This window comes from Allopontixanthobacter sediminis (assembly GCF_009828115.1).
Classification (GTDB): Bacteria; Pseudomonadota; Alphaproteobacteria; order Sphingomonadales; family Sphingomonadaceae; genus Allopontixanthobacter; species Allopontixanthobacter sediminis.
Map to the genome: position 1 here is coordinate 491201 of NZ_WTYL01000003.1, position 23418 is coordinate 514618.

The 23418-nt window shown below is 60.6% G+C and carries 15 protein-coding genes and 1 tRNA gene; 3 read left to right on the forward strand and 13 right to left on the reverse strand.

Translation table 11 applies throughout. The annotated features are described in order from the left end of the window. Window positions 1–56 precede the first annotated feature (56 nt). The 11 genes from GRI65_RS13125 to infA all read right to left on the reverse strand — a co-directional run bounded on the left by GRI65_RS13125 (window position 57) and on the right by infA (window position 13675). Window positions 57–1091 (reverse strand): phytase, encoded by a 1035-nt coding sequence (locus tag GRI65_RS13125; protein ID WP_160757004.1) that lies wholly within the window; start codon window positions 1089–1091, stop codon window positions 57–59. Further along, window positions 1091–3937 carry a TonB-dependent receptor gene (locus GRI65_RS13130; RefSeq protein ID WP_160757005.1) on the reverse strand — a complete coding sequence of 949 codons (2847 nt, stop codon included), beginning with the start codon at window positions 3935–3937 and terminating at the stop codon, window positions 1091–1093. Before GRI65_RS13130 ends, GRI65_RS13125 begins: the two co-directional genes overlap by 1 nt. A 111-nt stretch (window positions 3938–4048) precedes the next feature. After that, the gene (locus tag GRI65_RS13135; RefSeq protein WP_160757006.1) at window positions 4049–6940 is read right to left on the reverse strand and encodes a M16 family metallopeptidase; all 2892 of its coding nucleotides are present in this window, start codon (window positions 6938–6940) and stop codon (window positions 4049–4051) included. A 40-nt stretch (window positions 6941–6980) separates the two neighbouring features. Then, on the reverse strand, window positions 6981–9029 hold the full coding sequence (locus GRI65_RS13140; RefSeq protein WP_232844137.1) for a DUF3857 domain-containing transglutaminase family protein: 2049 nt from the start codon (window positions 9027–9029) through the stop codon (window positions 6981–6983). A gap of 80 nt (window positions 9030–9109) precedes the next feature. Beyond that, entirely contained in the window at window positions 9110–9910 is an 801-nt protein-coding gene (gene purC, locus GRI65_RS13145; RefSeq protein WP_160757007.1) for a phosphoribosylaminoimidazolesuccinocarboxamide synthase, read from the reverse strand. Window positions 9911–10051: 141 nt separating this feature from the next. Then, window positions 10052–11371: a cation:proton antiporter gene (locus GRI65_RS13150; protein ID WP_160757008.1), complete on the reverse strand. Its 1320-nt coding sequence runs from the start codon at window positions 11369–11371 to the stop codon at window positions 10052–10054. Between the two features lie 102 nt (window positions 11372–11473). Further along, window positions 11474–11548: transfer RNA gene (locus GRI65_RS13155), tRNA-Phe, on the reverse strand. Window positions 11549–11672: 124 nt separating this feature from the next. After that, window positions 11673–11855: a DNA gyrase inhibitor YacG gene (gene yacG, locus GRI65_RS13160; RefSeq protein WP_160757009.1), complete on the reverse strand. Its 183-nt coding sequence runs from the start codon at window positions 11853–11855 to the stop codon at window positions 11673–11675. Then, a complete protein-coding gene (locus GRI65_RS13165; protein WP_332872657.1) occupies window positions 11852–12820 on the reverse strand; it encodes a ribonuclease E/G in 969 nt (322 codons plus the stop codon). The genes yacG and GRI65_RS13165 overlap by 4 nt, the downstream gene beginning before the upstream one ends. Window positions 12821–12829: 9 nt before the next feature. Continuing rightward, entirely contained in the window at window positions 12830–13417 is a 588-nt protein-coding gene (locus GRI65_RS13170) for a Maf family protein (RefSeq protein WP_232844138.1), read from the reverse strand. A 12-nt stretch (window positions 13418–13429) separates the two neighbouring features. Continuing rightward, window positions 13430–13675: a translation initiation factor IF-1 gene (gene infA / locus GRI65_RS13175; protein WP_047806247.1), complete on the reverse strand. Its 246-nt coding sequence runs from the start codon at window positions 13673–13675 to the stop codon at window positions 13430–13432. A gap of 217 nt (window positions 13676–13892) precedes the next feature. On the opposite strand from infA, the gene GRI65_RS13180 reads away from it, so the two are divergent. Next, entirely contained in the window at window positions 13893–16373 is a 2481-nt protein-coding gene (locus GRI65_RS13180) for a TonB-dependent receptor (protein WP_160757010.1), read from the forward strand. Between the two features lie 20 nt (window positions 16374–16393). Here the strand turns inward: GRI65_RS13180 and GRI65_RS13185 are convergent, their stop codons facing one another. Together GRI65_RS13185 and GRI65_RS13190 are read right to left on the reverse strand one after the other, a co-directional pair. Then, window positions 16394–17194, reverse strand: a complete 801-nt coding sequence (locus tag GRI65_RS13185; protein ID WP_160757011.1) for a lipase family alpha/beta hydrolase — start codon at window positions 17192–17194, stop codon at window positions 16394–16396. Beyond that, on the reverse strand, window positions 17191–18777 hold the full coding sequence (locus tag GRI65_RS13190) for a WS/DGAT/MGAT family O-acyltransferase (RefSeq protein ID WP_160757012.1): 1587 nt from the start codon (window positions 18775–18777) through the stop codon (window positions 17191–17193). The genes GRI65_RS13185 and GRI65_RS13190 overlap by 4 nt, the downstream gene beginning before the upstream one ends. A 138-nt stretch (window positions 18778–18915) precedes the next feature. Between GRI65_RS13190 and uvrC the strand changes: the two genes are divergently transcribed. Both uvrC and GRI65_RS13200 read left to right on the forward strand, forming a co-directional pair. Beyond that, window positions 18916–20859 (forward strand): excinuclease ABC subunit UvrC, encoded by a 1944-nt coding sequence (gene uvrC, locus GRI65_RS13195; protein WP_160757013.1) that lies wholly within the window; start codon window positions 18916–18918, stop codon window positions 20857–20859. Between the two features lie 137 nt (window positions 20860–20996). Continuing rightward, a complete protein-coding gene (locus GRI65_RS13200; RefSeq protein ID WP_160757014.1) occupies window positions 20997–23288 on the forward strand; it encodes an EAL domain-containing protein in 2292 nt (763 codons plus the stop codon). The last annotated feature ends 130 nt before the right edge of the window (window positions 23289–23418 follow it).

Below are 23418 nucleotides of genomic sequence, written 5' to 3' on the forward strand. Positions count from 1 at the left end.
CAATCAGCTGCCGTCCTTAGGGGGCTGCGGGGGCCGGATCGCCGCCGTTTATCCCGCTATTCCGGCGCCGCCGTTCCCGCTAGCGCGGCCTCGATATCCGCCCACGATACCAGCTTGAAATTCTGCGCAGAGGGCGCGTTGACCCCGTCCTGAGCTACGAACAGCCCGCCGGGATACTTCGGCCCGAAAGGCTTGGTCGACAGTTCGATGCCGTCGGTTTCCTCTGTCGAACCAAACGCACCGGCGGCGATACGGAAGCGTCCTGCCGGCTCCATGTCGGGCAATCGGTAGCGGGCATAAGCGTTGTCGCCCTGGCTCGATGCAATCAGCCAACCGCCGTCCGCACCCTCGGGAGCAAGCGCGAGCCCTTCAACATCTGCGACCAGTTGCTGGCCGTCGGTCGGAGCTACCAGGATACCCGCGGCGGAACCTGCGGCAAACCGCCAGATGCCGGCATTTTCTTCGCCGACATAGAAATCGCCGTTGCGTGGGTCGACCACGCAGCCTTCGGGCTGGCTCGGCACTCGCCGGCTAAGCACCGGGACGGACTTGGGGGCGCTGCCAAGTTCGATACGGTATTCCTCGATCAAGCCGCTTTTCAGAACAGAGAACGCGTGGAGGGCCACCCCGTTCTGCCACAGGCACAGGCCGTAAGCTTCACCCTCTCCGCCCGGAACCGAGCCGAGACTGATGAGCCTGGCCGACACCGGATCGAGCCGGTACAGTTTCAGCTCCGCCTGTTCGAGATTGCCGCGATCGCTCGCGACTACGATGATGCCCGCCGTTCCAAGATCGACCAGATCGACGTTGTTGAGCAGGCCGCCGGGCGCGAAATGCCGGGTGCTGCCGTCCAGTCCATAGACATACAGTCCGGCCTTCTTGTCGGTGGCCACGATCAGGCTGGCGGCGGGGTCGGCAGCGTTGTGCCAGATCGCCGGATCGTCGGCCGCGTCTTCCTCTGCCGTTCCGACCGGTTCTGTTTCCGCCAACGCCGTTACGGTCACGGCGGGAAGGCCCCATTGGGGCGCAGTGGCGCAGCCGCCCACAGCGAAGAGTGCTACAAGCGAGGTAAGTGTCCGAGTGTACCGCATCAGAAGTTCACCCGTGCGCCGAATTTAACGGTCTGGCCGTAGCGTTCAAACTGGTACAAATTCTCCTGTCCCCCTAGCGTATTGTAGGCGAAATATTCGGCATCGGTGATGTTGATTACTTCGACATAGACCTGCGCCATGTCGTTGATCCGGTACTTGGCGCTGAAATCGAGCTGGAAATGGTCGGACACGAAGCGGTCCGTCTCGGCATCGTCGCCCAGCTCGTCGAGATATTTGTCCCGGTAGGTCCCCGCCAGGCGCAGGTCGATCGGGCCTGCATCGTAGCCGATCACCGCATTGAAGGTGTGGCGGGACGAAGCCGGCAGAGTGATCTCGCGGAAGGTATCGACCGCATCGACATCCGTGAAATCACCGTCGGCAACCAGACCGGTCGCGTTGGTGTAGGTGTAGTTGGCCTGCAGGATCAGACCGCGGAGTGGACCCTGCAAGTGGCTAAAGGTTTGGGCGAAGCCGAACTCGAAACCGTATATTTCGCCGCTTGGACCGTTGATCGGGATGGTCGCTTCATCGAATTCGATCCCGGCAAAGGTACCCGGTGTATCGATATTTGCATCGATGATGAAATCCTTGATGTCCTTGTAGAAAAATGCCGCGGTAATGGCGCCGTTGGTGGACATGTAATATTCGGCCGAGGCGTCGAAATTCCACGCCTTGAACGGGTCGAGTGCCGGGTTGCCGAACTCGCCCTGACGCTCGTTGTCATCGTTCTGTTCGACGGCAAATCGCGGCGCCAGGCGGGAGAGGCGTGGGCGAACCAGGCTGCGATAACCCGCGACGCGGACGATCAGGTCGGGCTGCGCTTCCCACCGGATATTCAGGCTCGGCAGCCAGTCGTCATACTCCGTGGTGAAGAACGACTGGGAGATGACGACCGTGTCCTCGCCCGCGGTATCACCGTTTGGAAGAGTAGAGTCCTCCTCGAACAGGGTCACGGTATTGCCGACGATATCGTTGCTGGTCTTTTCATACCGCACGCCGCCGATCACCCGCAGGCTGGTCGATTCCCATTTCCCGAGCAGGTATCCAGCCAGGATGTCTTCTTGGATGCTGTAATCTTCTACCGCGCTGTCGAAAATGCTGTCGGCTGCCTGCAATTCGAAGTCGCCGAAATTGGTCAGGAAGAAATCTCGCGGGGAGGTCTTGTCGGCGACCGGCGAAATATCAGTCAGTCGGTAGGTCTGCGTGCCGAGGACATCGGACAGCAGAAAATCGTCCGTTTCGTAGAATTCGACCTGCTTGTTGTAGCTCTTTTCGCGCCACCGGCCCTTTGCGCCGGCCTGTACCGTGAAGGTCCCGCCATCCATGGCGATTTCGCGGCCCAGATCGAACTGCGCCGCGTATTCCGTGTCTTGCGAATCCGACAACGCGGTGAATTCCACGTCGTTCAGTTCGAACTCCGCGGGATCGAAGAAGTCTGCCGTATCACCAGACACCGAATAGCGCGGTATGCGCGGGTTCGAATAATCGAACCCAACGATCAATCCGCCACCGTCGAAATCCCGCTCGAACGAGACAGGGTCGAGCGAGCCGTTCTCCCGTTCGGTGGATTTCGCGTAGCTTATCGCATACTCGGCAAGCCAGCCGTCGAACCGGCTTTCGCCGCCGAACACTACGGAACGAATGCGCTGACGTTCGAACCGGTCCTTGAGGTCGCGTTCCACGGTGAATTCTTCGTCGGCATCGGAGAAGGTCACATTGGCGCCGTCTTGCGAACTTGCGCCGCCGTCGAAGTCACCGAGGTCGAAAATCAGTCGGCGGCGGTATTCCTGGTCATCGAACTGGCTCCACACGCCTTTGAGATAAAGCTCGCTATGTTCGCCGAGGCGCGCATCGAAACCGAGGGTCGCACTGATCCGCTCGCGTTCCACGTCATAATCACGGTATTCGAAGTCGGTCGCAAACGGGCCTGAGCCGGCGTCTTCCCAGCCATCCGCCTCGATGTTGTCGGTCTCGAACTTGCGGTTGTAATAGGAAATCCCGCCGGCGATGCCGAAATTGTCCGTAACCCGCGTGGCGAAATCAACGCTGGCCTTGGGCGTCAGCGCATCGGCATAATCGTTATAGCTGCCTTCGATCTTGGCGGTCAGCAGGTCCTTCTTGCGGTCGAATGCGCTGGTCGTCTTGATTTCGATCGAAGCGCCGATGGTGTCGGCGTCCATATCCGGCGTCAGGGATTTCTTGACCTCGATGGATTCGATGATGTCGCTGGAAATGACATCCAGCGCCACCGAGCGGACATCGCTTTCGGGGGCGGGCAGGCGCACGCCGTTGAGCGAGGTGGAATTGAGGTCGGGATCGAGTCCGCGCACGGAGACGAAGCGACCTTCGCCCTGATCGTTGAGGACATTCACCCCGGGCAAGCGGCGAAGCGATTCGGCGACGTTCTGGTCGGGAAACTGCCCGATCGCGTCGCGGGTGAGCACGTCGCTGACAACATCGGACGCCCGCTTGCGGGAGAGCGCACTGGCTTGATTGGCGCTTTGGCCGAGCACGAGGATTTCCGATCCAGCACCGCCAAGCAGGAAATTGCTCCGGACGGTGCCCTTTTCCGGTACTGTCACGGTCTGGGTTACTGGTTTGGCGCCGACATAATTGGCCACCAGGGTGTAAGTGCCCGCAGGAACATCGGGGAAATAGAAGCTGCCGTCACGTTCCGCGATTGCAACCCGGTTGAGTTCGACGAGTCGAACCTCGGCGGCCTGCAACGAGATGGTGTCGGAGGCATCGACGACGACTCCACTGACTTCTCCAGCAAAAGCAGGCGCAGCGAGAGACGCGGCGAGCGCCGAAATTCCGGCGGCGGCGAGATATTTTGTCAGCTTCATGGTGATTCCCCGATCCTTGTTGTCGGGGTCCGCCTAGGCTGACTGTGTGACGCCAGTTTGAAAGCTCGGTGACGGTTCAGTGAATCTGGTTAAATAACTGACGCTGAACGGTCACTCTTGCGACTGATCGCCTTGTTCGGGGATCACCAGGACCTCCAGAAGCGCGCCAGGTTGCAGGAATCGGTCTGCGGTCTGGCGGATTTCCTCCGTTGTAACTTCCGCGATGACTTCGCGGGCGCGGAGGAACCGGGTGATGCGTTCGCTTTCACTCTGGGCGCGGCTCACCAGCCCCAGCCACCCGCCGTTGCTTTTCAGCGCGTTGTCGTAAGTTTCGAGCAGCGGTCGCCGCGCCCGATCGAGCATGTCAGTGTCGATAGCTTCGCCACGCAAACGTTTAAGCGCCGCTGCGATCGCCTCCCGCGTCGCGCCGACATCCGCAACATCGACCGATGCCGCAATCGCGAATGTGCCGTATCCGGAATAATCGCGCGATGTGCTGCTGTTGGCACTGGGTGAATAGGTCTTCCCCAGCCGCTCGCGCAGTTCCTCCTGCAGCGCCAGCCGGACCACTCTTTCGAGAATCGTCAGCCGGGCGTCCAGCGCGAGGTCGCTGTCGTCGGTCGTCGGCCAGGTCAGGCGCAGTAATGCCTGGTCCGCTTCGCCGCTGTGTCTCAGCATACGAGGCGTCCGGTCAGCGGTGAAGGCGCGCTGCCGGGCTTCGGTTCGGGGCCTGAATTCCGCTTCGCGCCGGGGCAGGGCGCCGAGGCTGGCCGCCACGAGGTCGATTGCGGCCTGTTCCTCCAGATCGCCGACCAGCGCCACTTCCAGCGCACCGCTTGCCAGCCTGCCGCCAATGACATCGCGCAGTTTCGCGAAATCGAGCGCCATGTAAGCGTCCTCGGGCTGCAGGGTGAAGCGCGGGTCGTTGTCGGAAATGATCCCGCCCAACGCGTTGCCCAACGCACCGGAGGGGGACGCGTCCTTGCTTTTGAAGAAGTTCGCGACGTTGCGCCGATATTGTATTTCGGCTTCGCGGCGGTATCCCGGATCGGTCAGCCCGGCCGTGAGCAACTGCAACTGCAACGCGAGGTCACGGGCAGTGGTCGTGCCGCTTGCGGTAAAGCTGTCAGTCTCGGTTCCCAGCGACCAACCCACGCTGCGACCCGCCAATATCGATTGCAGTTCATCCTGCGAATGCTTGCCCAGGCCTCCCACCGGCAGGACGGGGACCATCGCGGTGGCTAGCGGGTTTTCCGGAGTGTTGAGCAGCGATCCGCCATCCAGGTTGATCTCGAACGCGATGCGGTCTTCCTGCAATTCTGTTCGCTTCAGATTCAGCATGACGCCGTTTTCAAAGCGAATTTGCCGAATGCCCAGACGTGGTTCCACGGTATCGGAGACGATAGCTCCTGGAGGACCGAAATCGGTATAGCCAAACGGGACCTGCTCGGCTTCTGCCAACGGCTCGACAGACCCCGCCACTGTGGCGTCCCAAGTACGGCGCAGGGCCTCAAAGCCGCCTTCCGGCATCGTTCGCCCGCGAAACCGGATGAGCGGATTATCGAGCGGGGCAGCGTCCCGGCGCACCGCTTCAAGAACGGCAGCGGGCGTGATGTAGGGGAGGAATGCCCGAAGCCGTTCCAGTCCGCTGGCAGGCGTGGAGGGTATCTGTTCATCGCTTACCAACGACAGCGCCGTGCCCATGAGACTCGCATTGGTCCGGGTTCCAGCGGATGCCGCGGCGTTTTCCTGCGCGGTCAATGCGCCGGCGACCTGTTCCGCCACTTCGGCCTTGGTGAAGCCAAAATGGAGTGCCTGGCGAAGGGTGAAAGCCGCGGCTGTCAGCCCCTTTGACCATTCGCCATCAGCGCTGTCGATCACCAGATTTGTCGATCGGGCTTCCTCGAAAATGTCGCCAGTTCCGAAGCCGGCACCCCGGAATGGCGGCTCCGCCGACCGCGCCTGCGCCAGCAATCGCCGGTTGACGATCCCGTAACCGATGGAGCGGAGAAGATTCTGGCGGCGATTTGCGACCAGGTCCGGTTCGTTCTGCCAGCTGCTCAGGCGCGTTACCGTAATCCGCTCTGAGAGTGCGGGGTCAAGATGGATATCCGTCACGCCTGCACGCGACACATCAACCGGGCCGGCAGCTGGTTCGGGCGGAAGCGGTGCCGCCTGCCATGAGGAGAAATGCTTTTCGATCGCAGCCTTGATCAGGTCTTCGTCGAAATCGCCAACAACCAGTACCACCGTGTTGGCCGGGACATATTCGCGGCGGTAGAACTTTCGCAGATCATCCGCGCTCGCCGTCTCCAGCACCGCAGGCACGCCGATCGGTAGCCGGTCACCGTAGCGCGCGCCCGGCGTGGTGAATTCGAACTGGTCGAGTGTATCCTTCAAGGAAAAATTCGTCCGGTCGCGCCGTTCGGACAGGATCACCCCGCGTTCACGGTCGACCGCTTCGGGGGCGATCAACAGCTCGCTTGCGGTTTCCCGCATCAGCATCAGCGCAGTGTCCAGCAAGGCGGGGTCGCTGCGTGGCAGGTCGAGTTTGTAGACGGTTTCCTCGAAACCGGTGCTGGCGTTGGTGTCCGCCCCGAAGGCGAGCCCTTCGCGTTCGAGCAGCTTGACCATCTCGCCTTCCGGCACATTGGTCGAGCCGTTGAACGCCATGTGTTCGAGGAAATGCGCAAGACCTCGCTCGGCATCGGTTTCTGCAAGGCTTCCCGATCCGATGACCATCCGCACCAGCGCCGTCTGTTCGGGCCGGTCGTTCTGGCGAATAATGTAGCGCATACCGTTAGCGAACTGGCCGAACCGGAACTCGGGATCGACCGGGATGTCGCTATCCTGAAACGGCCATGGAGACTGAACCTTGGCGGCCGTGGGACTTTCGGGCGGAGCCGGCTCCTGAGCGCAAAGCGGCGACGCGAGGAAAAGAAGCGGCAGGAGCGAGTATCGGGTCACCACCGGCAAGGCGCCGAAGCGTTCACGACCCCGCATTGCGGTATCTCCGGGCAAATCGGCTGCTGTGGGTAAGGCCTCATTTTCCCGCGATTACATCCTTGGGCAAACAAGGAACGTCGGCCTTGGTCCAGTCGAATTCATAGGTGGCAGGTACCTTTTGAAGCATTCCCCAAGGCGCCATTGTCTCGTTGGGATCATAGCTCACATTTGACTTCGAATTGTCGAATTTGGCAAGTCGTCCGTTGTCGCGGTTGGCCTGAGCAACTGAAATTTCCGGCGTTTCAGTGCGGGATCCACGCACCATGCGGATGGTCATGTCGTCCCGGCGCTCGACCATCCGGTAGTACACGGTGCCATACATCATCGTGTCGAAGGTCGTATTGAAACCCCAATTCTGAATGTCAGTACCCTCCGGCAGGCGAAGAGTAGTGGCGTAGCAACTGTAACGCGGTTCGTCATAGAACGGCGCCTCTTGATCCTGGTCAGCGGATCTCTGGCGCCGGTTCGGCGGACTGAATCCTCCCCCGGGAAGGGATAGACTTCGTGATCCCGATCCGTAGTCTTCCCATTCCACGGCTCCCGTTCCGGCGATCGTCAGAATGCTGGCCTGCGTATCGCGGTCGAACCGATACGCGACCGATTCCACGGTGTTCCACTGGGTACTGCCCACCAGGGCATTGCGATAAGCGGTCAGTAACTGCTCCGGAGTGGTCGAAGAAAACTGCAGATACTGGCCGAGCGCTTGAATTCCACGAACAACGCTTGTCTGGACCAATCTGGCGGGCTCCTCGAAGCCGGCGGTGGCGTCGATCTCGTAAATGCCCATCTCCTGCGGGAGATCGAATGGCTTGAAGTTGATTTTCTCAAGCGGCGCACCCGCTTTTGTCAGGGGAAGGACCCAGCGGTAGGGGACGACGGGGTCGCTCTGCGCATCGGAAACGTCTGGCAAGGTGCCGTCCAGCCAGTAACTCTTGCCATCGATCCTGGTCCGTACGAGCACATGGTCGAACACCCCGGGGTTGGGCAGGTGGGTATCGAACCCATCGTCGAGGGCCGAGTTGTTCACCAGGACCGGCTCGGACGAAATCCCCATCTCGTCCAGGAGGGCCATCAGCAGCACAGTCTTGCCCTTGCAATCCCCGTAACGTCGCTGCCAGGTTTCCTCGGCACTTGCCGGACGAAAATTACCGCCGTCCAGGCCGACGTAGATGTAGCGAACCTGTTGCTGCACCAAGTCGAGCGCAGCATTTGCCCGGGCGAGTTCATCACCGTGGGCCGCCATTATTCGAGCAGCTTCCTGCACCACCGAGGAATCCTTATCGATCTTCGCCGCCGTTGTAAAAAGTGTCTCCATACGGCGTGAAATCGCATCCCAGGACTTGAAATCAGAGAATTGCGCTGCCCTGTGCCAGGAATAACGCGGGGGCGAATCTTTCGGCGCAGTCTGGATCGGAGCGTTGTCGGCACGAATGTCGAGGCGATTGGCGCTGCGGCTGGCAAACGGCTCCAACCCGGACGGAATCTTGATTTGCGGGGCTTGCCCTTCTGACCAGCTCAAGGCGATATGCATCCGGCCTGGAGGCGGAGCCTCGCCAAGTGCCAGTACCCCGAAGCTTTCCGCGCCGAACACCGGGTCTTGGTCTCGCAACGTGTAAGCCATCTCCAGCTCGTCCCCCACCCGCAGATCGGGCACCCGCAGGATCGCGGTCAGCTGGCCGCTCAAGACCGAAGCCTCCAGTTGCTCTTCCCGGCGCAATATTTCAAATTTGGATTCCGACAGGACATCCCGCTCCGCGCCATCACGGTGTACCTTGACAGCATGCACAACAGGCGAGCCGGCCGCTGGATTCCAGGCAATCAGAATATTGCCGATTTCGAGGGCAGCAGGCTGCAGGATCCTCGTGCGGGTCGCGATGAAGGTAGACTGGCCATCAGCATCGAGATTGACCTCGACGTCCTGCCGGCGGACGAACATGATCCCCGTTTGTCCATCAGGCACCGGCAACGCTTCGGACAGTTGCGCCCATTGCGGTGCCGGACCAACCGTCAACTCGCTGTCCTGACCAGCCGCCACCGACGGAATGGCGGCGCCAAGTGCCGCCGCGAACGCAAGTTTCAAACGCATTTAGGATTCCCCCGCTGTACTCTGAACTTCGTCAGATTTCCCGCGATTTGCAAGCGGTTATGTACGCTGCAGGGAATCTTTCACTTCTTGGGCAACGGATTCCGCAAACGGCCGCGATGCGCGTTCAGGTCGAACACTTCGCCCGGGCTGGCATCGTCATTCTGCAACAGGCCCAAGCGGCGTGCGACTTCCTGATAGGCTTCTTCCTCACCACCGAGGTCGCGGCGGAAACGGTCCTTGTCGAGCTTCTCGCCTGACGTCATGTCCCACAGGCGGCAGCCGTCCGGGCTGATCTCGTCCGCCAGGATGACGCGGCTGTAATCGCCGTCGTACAAACGGCCGAATTCGAGCTTGAAATCGACCAGACGAATGTTGATGGCGGCGAACATTCCGCACAGGAAATCGTTTACCCGGATCGCCATGCTGGCGATGTCCTGCATTTCCTCGTTCGAAGCCCAGCCAAAACAGGCGATGTGCTCCTCGGCGATCAGTGGATCACCCAAGGCATCGTCCTTGTAGCAATATTCGATCAAAGTGTGCGGCAGCGGTTCGCCTTCCTCGAGGCCCAGCCGCTTGCAGATCGAACCCGCGGCGACATTGCGCACGACCACTTCGATGGGGACGATTTCAACTTGCCGCACCAGTTGTTCGCGCATGTTGAGACGGCGAATGAAGTGGGTCGGGATGCCGATATGGCTGAGACGGGTGAAGACATACTCGCTGATGCGATTGTTGATCACGCCCTTGCCGTTGATCGTGCCGCGCTTCTGCGCGTTGAACGCGGTCGCATCGTCCTTGAAATACTGGATAATCGTGCCCGGTTCGGGACCCTCGTAGAGGATCTTGGCCTTGCCTTCGTAAATCTGGCGGCGACGGGTCATGAGCGCTTCCTATAAAACCACATTGGGCTACCAAGCGAAATTGGGGCCGAAAAACACGCCGCCCCGGCGGACGGAGATCGATTCTCCGTTTCTGCCGGGGCGCTGATCGAGCGCATTACAGCCAAAGTTCAGGCAACGCAATCAATGCACCGTGTCCGGTTTGGGTGGGTGGGGCTCACCCTCCACCGCAGGATCGTTCTTTGCCTTCAGCGAATCGATCAGCCGGCCCAGCGTCGCGCGCTGGACCAGTACCGAGAATAGCACGGCGGCAAAGGTTGCTGCCAGCAACAACTCGCGCGTAGGACCGCTCGGCAGCGACAGCACCAGCGCGATAGAGATGCCGCCGCGCAGGCCGCCCCACCACAGGACCCGTCCAGCGCCCTTGGTGTCCAGCCGGGCAGCGTGGATCGTTTGGGTCGATACCGTCACGGCAGCCGCGCGGGCTGCCAGCGTGATGCCGATCGCCGCTACGCCGAGTACAAGATGCGGCACCCCCGGCACCAGCGCGATCAGTTCCAACCCGATCAGCAGGAAGAGGACGGAATTCAGCAACTCGTCGACCAGTTCCCAGAACTTGATCACATAGTCGCGGGTGACATCGCTCATCGCATAGCTGACGCCGTGATTACCGATGAGTAAGCCGGCTACCGCCATCGCCAGCGGGCCGGAGATATGCAGGGCAGTGCACAGGGCATAGCCGCCCATGACGATCGCCAGGGTGATCAGCACTTCCAGCGTATATTCGTCCATGCTGGCCAGCGCCCTGAAGCCGATCCACCCGAATATCAGGCCGACGAGGACACCGCCGCCCGCCTCGATGGCGAACAGGCGTACGCCTTCGGTCAGCGAGAAGTCCGTGCCGGTAACCGCCGCGCCGAGCAGGATGGTGAAGACGACAATGCCGACCCCGTCGTTGAACAGGCTTTCGCCCGCGACCGCAGATTGTAGCGAAGCCGGGACGTTTTCTTCCTTCAGCACCCCGAGCACCGACACCGGGTCGGTCGGCGAAATCAGCGCGCCGAACACGAAGTACCAGATCGGCGCAATGCCCAAATCCAGCAGCGAGCCGAGGCCCCACATGGCAGCCCCCACCAATATCGTCGAAATGACGACACCCACCGTGGACAGCAGGAGGATTGGCAGCCAGTCATTCTTGAGCCGTTCGAGATCGACATGCAACGCACCCGCAAACAGCAGGAAACTGAGCATTCCCTGCAGCAGCGTCTCGGTGAAATTCAGTTGCTCAAGGGTGTCGGCCACCCAATTGTCCAGCGTCACGCCGGGGATGAACGCATTGGCCACCATCAGTGTGATCGCAGCGATCGCGCCCATGACCGTGAGACCGATCGTATGCGGCAGCTTGATGAAGTGATGGTTCGCCCAACCGAACAAGGCGGAGGCAACGACCAGCATGGCGGCGATCTCGAATGCGCCTAGCGCGGCAGAGGTGGGTTCATGCATGGCGACGAGGTCTAGCGGCGCAGCGGCTGGCTGCCAAACGTTGTCTTGATTAGGAAGTTAGGACCCGGCGGCGGCGGATTGGCAGGCAAAAAACCGGAGAAGTGGTGCCCGAGGGTGGATTTGAACCACCGACACCACGATTTTCAATCGTGTGCTCTACCCCTGAGCTACTCGGGCACTGGTCCAGCATGGGCCAATTATCGGGCCGAATGCTGCGGGAGAGGGGGCCTATGGCGAAGCCCACTGCGGTTGGCAAGAGGTAACCGCGACCTCTATCGGGTGAATTTTCGATCCCGCCGGATTATTTCTCGTCTTCCCAGCCTTCGCGGGCAATCTCTTCCGGATCGGCGCGGCGGCCTGGTACCGAGTAGCCATCGCCGAACCATTGCGACAAATCGCGGTCGCGGCAACGGTCGGAACAGAACGGATAGAATTCTTCCGACCGTGCTTTCTTGCAGATCGGGCAGGTTTTAATCGTGCTCATAGCGGCACTGCTTGGGCGAAGCCGCTATCCAGTGCAAGGCCTGGTTCCGGCCGTATCCGGATTTCACGGCCCGTCCGTCGGGCGAGTTCGGACTGCCAATCGGATGTCAGATGGGCGCTGACTGCGGGGTTGCAGGTGAGCAGCAGCGCGCCGGGTTCCTGGACCTGTTCCGCCTGCCGCAACAGGAGACGCGCGGCGACGCCAGTTCGTGAGTGTGCGGCGCGGTGAAGGAGGGATTTGCGCGACAGGCGGCTGACCAGCTGGACGAATCCGAACCCGTTCATCGAGGTTCGCTCGTGCGGCCAATCGGCGAGCGCGGTGTCCAGTGCCTCGTCCACTTCCCGCCGGTGCGGCTTCGTCTGGAGGGTCGGGAAATCGATTCCTATCGACCCGCCAAGGTCGAACAAGTGCAGCGTTTCGGCGAGCGGGCCAACGGCCGCGAGCGCCAACTCATGCGGGGGCAGCGTCCCGTCGATATCGATAGTCACCATCGCGGGGGTGGGGCTGAAAATCACCGATCCGCCGGAGAAGCTTACTTCACCCGCGATGGCTTCGGCGATCACATCCGCCCAACCCGGCACCGGAAAGCGGCGCACGATTTCGGGTTCGCTACCTTCCGAAGCCAGGCTTTTGGCGAGGGATAGAGAAACTGTCGGCAATTCGGTGGGCCGCCCCAACGCGCACTTCAACCGTCCGCGTTCGGCCATGGCGGGCCGGGTGATTTCGATGCGGAGCGACGCCCCCTCACTCGCGGATTTTGGTAACCGATCCACCAGTACCTGTTCGCCGCCTGGCAATTGTGCGGTTCCCCGGCTGCTTCCGGACGCGCGTGACTGCAGCACCGCCTCGGCGACCTCGCCGGCCAGCAATTCGCCCGGCCAGTGGATCCGCGTCGAGACCATTTTTCCGCCAGTGACTGCAATCGCGCGGTGTTCGCCGATGCCTTCCTCGAGATACCACTTCACCGCGGCACCTCAGGGTATCCGGAATCCGCTGGCCTTGAGCAAGGCGCGCGTTTCGAACAGGGGCAGGCCGACGACGCCTGAATGGCTGCCCTGTATCCAGCTTATGAGCCCCTCGGCCGCCCCTTGGATAGCGTAACCACCGGCTTTGCCGTCCCATTCGCCGCCCGCCAGATAGTCGCGGATTTCCTCGTCCGACAGCACCTTGAATTTAACCGAAGTCTCCGACAGCCGTTCACGCAGGGTCCCGTCCGGCGAACGCAAGGCAACGGCTGACAACACGCGGTGGCGGCGTCCGGACAGCAGCTTGAGGCATGCACGCGCCGTCGGTTCGTTATCGGCCTTGGGCAGGATTCGCCGACCGACAGCGACGACCGTGTCTCCGGCCAGCACATGCGCACTATCCGATGCGGCAGCCGCAGCTTTTTCGCGCGCCATGCGTTGCGCGTAATCCCGTGGGACTTCCGATTTGTAAGGGGTTTCGTCGATGTCAGCCGGAGCAATGCGATCCGGCGCAATACCCAGCCGGTCAAGCAGTTCACGGCGACGCGGGCTCGCCGATGCCAGGATCAAGGTCGGATTGGTTGCAGGCGCGGTCAAACCCCGCCGCCCTTATTGAGGTCCGGGGCCACCCCGACCAGGCATGAAGCGGTAGGTTATGCGTGCCTTGGTAAGATCGTAAGGGGTCAATTCGCAGAGGACTTCGTCGCCAACAAGGACGCGAATGCGGTTCTTGCGCATTTTGCCAGCGGTGTGGCCGAGCACCTCATGACCATTTTCGAGCTCCACCCGGAACATCGCGTTAGGCAGCAATTCCACTACCTTGCCGCGCATTTCGAGGAGTTCTTCTTTCGCCATAAGTAATTATTTTCCATCAAGCAGGTGCAATATCGAAGCGCCTTTAGCGGGGGCCGGGATAAAAGGGAAGCCTCGTGCGTAGGGGGACGATGCCACTGCCTGCAAAGCAGCGGCGCCCAGTTCATCACCGGCACACATTCCATGTGCAAATGCCTGCGACATATTGTTACTCGAAAGCGGATTGCCATTCGCTCCCCTTCAGAGGATTGCCCCCCGCATGAACATGCGATTTTTGATGAGTTCCTGTGCTTGCGCTGCGCTGGCTGTTTCCGTGCCCGTGCTGGCCCAGAACGGGCAGGGCGGTGTCCAACCCTTGGGCGAACAGCCCGAGGAAGAGCCCGGTTACGATGGCTCGATCATCGATGAGATCGTGGTCACGGCGGACCGGCTGCGCGGGCAGGTCGATACTGCGCAGGCGCCGATCGTGGAACTCGATGAGGCGGATATCTCGGCCTACGGGGCAAGCTCGATTGCGGACCTGGTAGAGGCCCTCGGAACCGTGACGCAGTCGTCACGCGGGCGGGGCGGCGGCCAGCCGGTGTTCCTGATCAACGGAATCCGGGTCGGCAGCTTCCGCGAATTCCGGTCCTATCCGCCAGAAGCGATCCGCAAGGTGGAAGTGCTGCCGGAAGAAGTCGCCCAGCAATACGGCTTCTCGCCAGACCGGCGGGTCATCAACTTCATCCTCAAGGACAATTATTCCGCGGTTACGGCAGAGGCGGAATACGAACAGCCCGACCGCGGCGGATTTTCGCGCACCGAGCAGGAAGTAACGCTGCTCCAGATCGCGAACGGAGCCCGGATCAACGTCAACCTGGAAGTATCCGACCAGTCCCTGCTGACCGAAGGCGAGCGCGGGGTCGAGCAGACCCCGTCGAGCGTTTCCCTGGTGGCCGGTGATCCCGCGCAGGCCGATTTCCGTAGCCTGGTATCTGACACTTTCTCGTTCGAGGGGACGGCAAACTACGCCAGGTCTTTCGCCGGTAGCGGGGCTTCGCTTGGCCTTAACGGGACGTACGAACGTAACGAAAGCCGCAGCCTGTCGGGCCTGAATTCCGTGGTGTTGACCGATCCGCTCGGCAACGTCGCGCTTCGCACTTTCGGGGCGGATAATCCGCTTGAGCAAAGAACATCGTCCGACACCGGGTCGGCATCGATCAGCTACAACCGGCCGGTCGGGGCGTTCCAGCTCACGGCGACCGCCGATGCGGGTTTGACCAACAGTACGTCCCAGATCGACTTGCGACCCGACACGTCCGGTCTGGTCCAGGACGCCGCCGATGGTTCCCTGGCCATCGACGGTCCGTTGCCGGGGCTCGGCGATCCGGGCTTCGCGCTCGTCACGACCAACACCAAGAGTGCCAGCAGCAAGGCCACGCTGCAGGGCGCGGCGCTGCTCCTCCCGGCGGGAGAGGTGAACCTGACCTTCGATCTGGGCTATAATTGGAACGACATCCAAGGCGCCGACAGCCGGACCGATATCGCGACCGACCTGACGCGCGGAAACCTTAACGGCGGGGTTAACGTATCCATCCCGGTCACCAGCACGCGCGACGATTTTCTCGCCGCGGTTGGTGATGTCAGCCTGAACTTCGCTGGCGGTTTCGATCGCCTTTCCGATTTCGGCACGCTGTATGACTGGACCGCCAGCCTGACCTGGGCGCCGTTCGAACAGCTCGACCTGACAGCAACATATGTGAACCGCGAAAGTCCGCCGTCGCTAAGCCAGCTTGGCAGCCCGGAAGTCGTGACCTTCAACGTTTCGACTTATGATTTCGTACAGAACGAGACAGTACTGGCCACCATCACCTCGGGCGGAAATCCGTTCCTGATTGCGGAAACGCAGAAGGACTGGACTTTCTCCGCCAACTGGAAGGTGCCCTTTATCGAGAATACCAATGTCGAGGCGAGTTACAGCCGGAACCGGTCTGACGATGTGTCCAGCGCGTTTCCCACGCTTACGTCCGAAATCGAAGCCGCCTTCCCGGACCGTATCACGCGCGATGTGGACGGCACGCTGCTGGCGGTGGACCGCCGGCCCGTCACCTATAGCCAGACGTTTCTCGATCGCCTCGCGCTAGGCCTGTCATTACGCGGCAGCTTCGGCGAGCCACGTGCCCCCGTAGGCGGCGCGGAAGGCGAACGTGGTCCGGGCGCCGGTGGACGGGGCGGACGCGGGGGCCGGGGCGGTCGCGGCGGACCTCCTGGAATGCCGGGCGGTGGCGATGATGGCCGCGGCCGCTTTTTTGTCAGCCTCAACCTCACGCTCGACCTTAGAAACGAAATCCTGATCGCCCCCGGAGTACCGGTTATCGACCTCATCGGCGGCGGGGGCGCGGTATCGCGTAACAATACGCGGTTTGAAGCAGGTATGTTCCGCGGGGGACTGGGCCTTCGGCTATCCGGCAGTTACCTTGGTCCCACGCGGATCGACGGCAGTGATGCACTCGGCAGCAGCGATCTAGAGTTTGGCGGCCTTGCCAAGGTCGACCTGCGATTCTTCGCCGATCTGGGCACCTACTTCAAGAAAGAGGATGGCCTGCTAAAGGGGCTGCGAGTTTCACTGCGGGCCGATAATGTGTTCGACGGCGCACGGCGGGTCACTGACGAGGATGGCAACGTGCCGCTGAACTATCAGCCCGCGCTGATCGACCCGGTTGGCCGCTATGTGGGCATCGACGTGCGCAAGATGTTCTGAAGCGGGGGATACCCTCCCGCTTAGTGCAGCTTGCTCCGCGGAAAGACCGCACGCGCCAGTCCCTTGGCTTCGAAGGGCTGCCACGCGCCTTCGGGCTGGGCAAGCCGGTCGGCGATTGCCAGCATCACGGCCGGATTGACTCCCAGTCCGCAGTGGCTGGCATGGACTTCGATGTTTTCCGTCTGGGCGGCCTCGTCGGTCCTGGTCTGGACCGAGCCGCGCCAGCCGACGACGCCGTCCGTCTTGGTCAGGATCGAGGTGGTCGGCACCGGAGGGGCCTCGTGAAGTCCGGTAAACATGCCCCGCTGGACCGGTTCCGGCGTCTTGCCATTCAGCCATTCGAACAGGCGCGCGGCGTTGGTATGGCCGCGGTCGTCCGAAATCGGGCTGCCAAGTGAAATCACCAGCCGGACTTTTTCCGGCATCATCTTGGCCAGTTCGCGCGCGAATACTCCGCCCAGGCTCCAGCCGATAATGGAAATCTTGCCGCCCGATCGTTCATACAGGGCCTCGACACACACTTTCATCGCATCCACCCGGTCGTTGTCGACCCGGACGTTGCGGCCGAGATCCCAGCCCTGAACGTCGTAATTGAGACTGGTGAGCAGGCTGCGCATCGGCTTGGTTGAACCATCTGACGCCATGAAGCCGGGCAGCACCAGCACCCCGTGACCGTCGCCGCGCGGCAACAGGCTCATCGCGGGGCGGAGGGCGAAGAAGCTGGCCAGTTCAACCAGCGCGCGGGACGGTTCCGCAATCGTCAACAGGCGGCTAGGCGGCCGCGCGGTCCGGGCGGTGTCGGAAGTTCCAGCTTGCGTCATGCTTTGGTCTTTCTGGCTGCCGGTGCTTTCTCGGGCGCCGGGGATTTCTTTGTTGCGGTCTTCCTGGCTGCAGGTTTGCCAGCCGGAGCCTTTGCGTTTTTCGCGGTCACGGCTTTGGCTGATTTGCGGGCTGAAGATTTCGCCTTGTTAGGAGAATTCCCAGTCTTCGCCGTTGTTCCCACGGACGCGGCTGCGACATCGCGCAATTCCTCGAAGCTTTCCTCGATACATTGTGCGTAAAATTCCGGATCGGGCATGATCTTGCGGCAGGCGGTGAAGGCGATCGTGGCTTCCGCGCAATAGCTTTGCACTACATGGCCGAGGCCGAGCCCGTCATTCAGGCACAGCAGGCCCATCATGCTTTCCAGCTGGGAGCCGCAGGAATAGATCGGCACCGGCGGGCCGGGCACGTTGGTGACCACGGTGGTGAATGGCGGCCCAACGCGATTGGCGAGACCGAGCCGCGTATAAAGCTGCGCGCCGAGTGCCATGAACAAGGCCGGGCTGACTTTGCTCATCTCCGTCATGTTGCGGGCGCCGATCGCGTCGGTCATGGCCTTGCTGTTGGTGGTCCGTGAATGAACGAAAGCCAGCCTCTCCGCCGGGTCTTCCAGATGCGTCCCGAGCGGCGCGATCATGGCGGCTACCTGGTTGCCCATGTCGCCCTTTTCCGTATCCGAGCGCACGGAGATCGGCGCCATCGCGGTCAGGGTCTTGGCGGGCAAATCATCCTTCGCCAGCAGATATTTGCGCATCGCGCCGCCGATGATCGCCAGGAATACGTCGTTCACCTTGCAGCCCGGGGCGAGCGCGCGGATCGCCTTGATATCGGCCAGCGGGACGCTGCGGCCTTCGACCACGCGCGCGGAGGAGATCACCTTGTTGAAACGGGTGCGCGGGGCGAGCATTTCGCCGCTGACATTGAAATCCTTCGCTGCGAGGCCCTTGATCGCCTTGGCCAGGCCGGGTGCGGCCCGGGCCGCGACTTCCATCTGCTTTACCGGGTTGGTAACGGCGTTGAAGTAGCTTTTGCCAAGCAGCTCCGCGCCGGTCGGCACTCGCTCGGGCTTCCATGTGTCAGGCGCGGACGGCGGCGGGGTGTCGGCGGCCAGCGTGTGCAGTGCTTCCATCAGGTCGACCCCGCTCATACCGTCGATCGCCGAATGGTGGACCTTGGTGACCATCGCGTAGCAGCCCGGATCGACGCCGGGGATGTTTTCCAGCCCTTCGATCAGGGTGAATTCCCAAGGCGGCCGGGTCAGGTCCAGCGGGCGGGCGAATATCCGCGCAGCCTGGATGCACAATTGCCGCCAGTCCCCCGGTTTTGGCAGGGCAACGTGACGGACGTGATATTCGAGGTCAAAATCGGGATCCTCGATCCAGTATGGGTAATCGAGGTCGAACGGTACTTTCACCAGCCGCTGGCGCATGGTGCGGGACAATTGCATCCGGCTCTCGAAAAAGCTCAGCACATCCTTGAAGCGGACAAAGCCGCCCGGTGCGGATTTCGGATTGTAAATCAGCAGGCTGCCTATGTGCATGGGGGAGTTGCGTGTTTCCAGCGCAACAAACGACGCGTCCATTCCCTGTAGCTGCCGCATACTGGCATCTCCCGCAGCGCCCCGATTATCACCAGGGTCACAAGGTCCGGGGTATCACAATGGGGATTGGCGTCAACTCGGGCCTTCCATGGACCCGTGCCAGCGCCTATCTCACCGGTCATGACCCGCACGCCTGCAGGAACTCCCCCGTCACCCGCCGGTGCCGATCGCTTCAACGAAGACCGCGCCAGCTACACTGTGCGCGGTAGCGGCCAGCCGGACCTCGAGGCGGGGATCGCCGCGATCCGGGAAACGGTCCAGACGCTCAAGCCCAAACCCGGTGTTTACCGCATGCTCGATGCGCGCGGCGACGTGCTGTATGTCGGGAAGGCTCGCGCGCTGCGGAACCGGGTCGCCAACTACCTTCAGGTGGCCAATCTGACCAGCCGGCTGCAGCGCATGGTCAGCCAGACGCGCAAGATGGAGATCGTCACCACCAACAGCGAGGCTGAGGCGCTGCTGCTGGAGGCGCAGTTCATCAAGCGGTTTCGCCCGCCTTACAATGTGCTGCTGCGCGACGACAAAAGCTTTCCCTTCATCCTGCTCCGCATGGATCACAACTTTCCGCGGATCATGAAACACCGCGGTGCGCGGCGCGCGAAGGGTAATTATTACGGCCCGTTCGCCAGCGCGGGCAGCGTCAACACCACGATCAACGCGCTGCAGAAGCTGTTCCTGCTGAGGTCCTGCACCGACAGCTTTTTCAGCCGCCGCGACCGGCCGTGCCTGCTTTACCAGATCAAGCGCTGCTCCGCGCCGTGTGTGGGCCGCATCGACCAACCGGCGTATGACGGCCTGGTGCAGGAAGCGAAGGATTTCCTCGGCGGAAAGAGCTCCGCCGTGCAGTCTAAGATCGAGCGCCAGATGGCCGAAGCTGCGGAGAAACTGGATTTCGAATCCGCCGCCATGCTCCGGGACCGCCTGCGGGCGGCGACCTTCATCCAAGGCAGCCAAGCCATCAACGCCAGCGGCGTCGGCGATGCCGATGTCTTCGCGCTGGCCGAGAAAGGCGGGCAGGTCGGGATCCAGGCCTTCTTCGTCCGCGGCGGGCAGAACTGGGGGCACCGTGCGTTCTTTCCCAGCCACACCAGGGAGGTCGAAGAGGGCCACGTCCTCGCCAATGTGCTGGCGCAGTTCTACGAAGAAGTCCCGCCGCCTCGCACCATTCTGGTCGATCGCGAACTGCCCGACCAGACGGTCATGGAGGAAGCCTTCGCCGCCATTGCGGAACACAAGGTCGAGATATCGATCCCCCAGCGAGGTGACCGAAGGCGGCTGATGGAACAAGCGCAGCGCAACGCTGTCGAAGCGCTCGAACGGCGGTTGGCCGAAAGCGGCACCAAGGCGAAAACCCTGCGCGAACTGGCGGAATTCCTCGAATTGCCCGAAGTCCCGCAGCGCGTCGAAATCTACGACAACAGCCATATCCAGGGGTCGAAAGCGGTTGGCGGAATGGTCGTCGCTGGTCCGGAAGGCTTCCTCAAGAACCAGTACCGCAAATTCAACATTAAGACCGCGCAAGGGAATGACGATTTCGGCATGATGCGCGAAGTCATGCAGCGCCGTTTCTCCCGCGTGCAGGTGGAAGATCCGGACCGCGACGCGGGCATGTGGCCGGACCTTGTGCTGATCGACGGCGGCAAGGGCCACATGAGCGCGGTGCGCGACACACTGGAGGAACTGGGGATTGAGGATGTCCCCCTGATCGCTATCGCCAAGGGCCCCGACCATGGCCGCGAAGGCCGCGAAGTGTTCCATTTCCCCGACGGGCGCGAAAAGACCTTGCCGACGAACTCGCCGGTGCTGTTCCAGCTGCAGATGTGGCGCGACGAAGTTCACCGCTACGCCATCGGCGCGCACCGCGCGAAACGCAGCCGGGCGATCACCGCGTCACCACTGGACGAGATTCCCGGCATCGGTCCGGCCCGCAAGCGGGCGCTGCTGATGCACTTCGGAACCGCCAGCAAGGTTCGCGCCGCTTCCTTGGAGGACCTGCAGCGCGCGCCGGGTGTCAGCGACGCCGTGGCGCAAACTATCTACGATTATTACCACGCGGGGTCCTAGGGGTCGTCGAGGTTTAACCGCGGTTTTGCAGGCGATGCGGTACCGGCGGCGGCAATTGTAAACGGGATGTTTACCATATGGCCGTACGGCTGCCTCTGTAAGAGGAGCGACCCATCTACCACTTCGCGCGAAAATTGTTGGCCAAGGAAAGGTTCCGCCACGCGGCTATCGCCATAATTTTGGCGATACTCGTTGGCGTCACAACAATTTTGCGCCCGCTGGATATCGCGGCATGGGCCCTCCAATCGAAGATGTTCACGCACCAGGCCAGCGGCGACATCGTCCTCGTGGAATTGGGGGGAGAAGGGTCTGCAATCCGCCGCACTGATAACCTACAGCTTGCTGAGTCTCTGGATTATCTTGACAAGGTCGGCGTTGAGCGAATTTTCATCGATATGCCACTTCGGTTACAAGGAGAGCCGAAAGCTGATTTCTCTCTGAGGACGTCTCTGGAGCAACTTGGCGAACGTGTCATCTTGGCGGAAGCGGTGCAAAGCATACCTCGTCAGGGTCAGGACATTGTAAGAAGCGACCCCTATTTTGCCGAAGGGGCAAGACGTGTCAGCAGCGACTACCAAACCGACTTTATGGGCTACGTTTGGGTTCTGGCGGGGCAGAATAGCGGCCCAGAGACACAATTGAGTTCACTTGCCTTCGCGCTTGCTGCGAAGTCAGGTAAAGATGCCAGTATCTGCCCCGACTATACGATCAACATCGCATCGGTTCCCAAATTTGACCTGGATCAGGTTGAAGGGCTTGCAGGCAAGTTGGACGAACGATTCACGGGTAAGACCGTTCTCTTGAGCGTTTCAGATAGTTCTCAGCGCAAAATCAAGGCGGCCCGTGTAGGAGAGACAACCTCGTCGATGATCCACATCATCGGAGCAGAAACGTTGATGCGTGGCAGTGGCCAGAACCCGCATTGGCTCGTTCTACTGAGCACATTTGGTTTCGCCCTTTTACTCGGATCGATGCTATTTGCTAACAAAGAGACTAGGTTCCGCTTTTACGCAGTATGGAGCATTTTTCTCATAGCGTGTTTCATGCTGACTGCTTGGCTGGGAGTGCGGACAACCTTCTCGGAACCTTCAGCGATCGCAATTTTCTATGGTCTGTTCAGGGGGGTCGCGAACTACAAAAGACGCTATCTCTATCGTGATGCCAGGAGCAAATTACCAAATTTTGCTGCCTTGCAACGTGACCTTGACGATGATCGGAACAGCGATTTCTGCGCGATTGTGGTGGCAAAGGTCGCCCGCTTGGACGCGGTTTTTGCTACGCTTTCGTTGACCGAGCAGGCTCGTTACTTGCGGCAAATCGGCGCTCGTCTCTCGTTGGGGGACACTGGCGAGACAATCTACTACGACGGCGGTAAGTATTTTGGATTCTTCCTCAGGAATATGTCGACCGACGATCTGCATGAACACCTCTCCGGGTTGCGTGCGGTAGTTTCGCAATCGATCACGATTGCGGAACGTCCGATCGATGTCTCCATGACGATCGGGGCTGAAAATTGCATCGGGAAATCGGTATCCAGCCGCTTGAGTTCGGCCATCGCGGCTGCAGACCAAGCGCGTGAAGCTTATCAACCAGTGTTTGTGATTTCAGATCTTGAAGTCGACAGTGACACTTGGGATCATTCCTTGCAGGCACGTTTGGAGAGTGCGCTGTCGGAAGATAGAATATCCATCAAGCTCCAACCGCAAATCTCTTTTGCGACCGGCTTGATTGTAGGTGCGGAGGCACTCGCGCGGTGGGTTGATGAAGAACGGGGCGAGATTTCGCCAGAACGTTTCATTGGGCAGTGTGAGCGAGTTGGCCGCCTGGATGACCTGACTAAACGCATATTGCTAAAGAGTCTTCGCGCCGCCAACTCGCTCGGAATTGATGGACACAAACCGACGATCTCAGTGAACGCTTCTGCGATTCAGTTTTTGGACGATCGCATGGCGGTTATGATTGGCGAGAGTCTCTCACAAACGTCGATGGATCCCTCGAAATTGACCATAGAGGTAACTGAAACCGCCCGGATTGAGAACTTCGCCATTGCTCGCGACGTTTTCGAAGTAATCAAACAAAGCGGTGTTAGATTTTCGATGGATGATTTCGGCGTGGCGAGCGCTAATCTAGATGCAATGCTCGAACTACCATTTGACGAAATAAAAATTGATCGGAAGTTTGTCAGCAGGATGACCACATCGAAGCGGGCAAGAGCAATCGTCGCGAATATAATTCGTTTAGCTAAAGATGCCGGAGTCCTTGTAGTTGCGGAAGGAATCGAAGACCGCGAATCATTTGATTTGTTGAGGGCAATGGGCTGTGACATTGGCCAAGGTTTCCTGATCGCGCGCCCATTATCACTAAGTGAACTAAAAGAAACCCTTGATTTACAAATGGATATGCCAACGTTCTCCCATAAACTTGGTTAATAGTTTACAAACAATTAAGGTTAACGTAATCCTGCTGTGTCACTCGCAACAGGAGATTAACTATGTTTCGTTCAATCTGGGATTGGATCTTCGACAACTAAGTCGGTCAGCTTATTAGAAAAAAATGGGT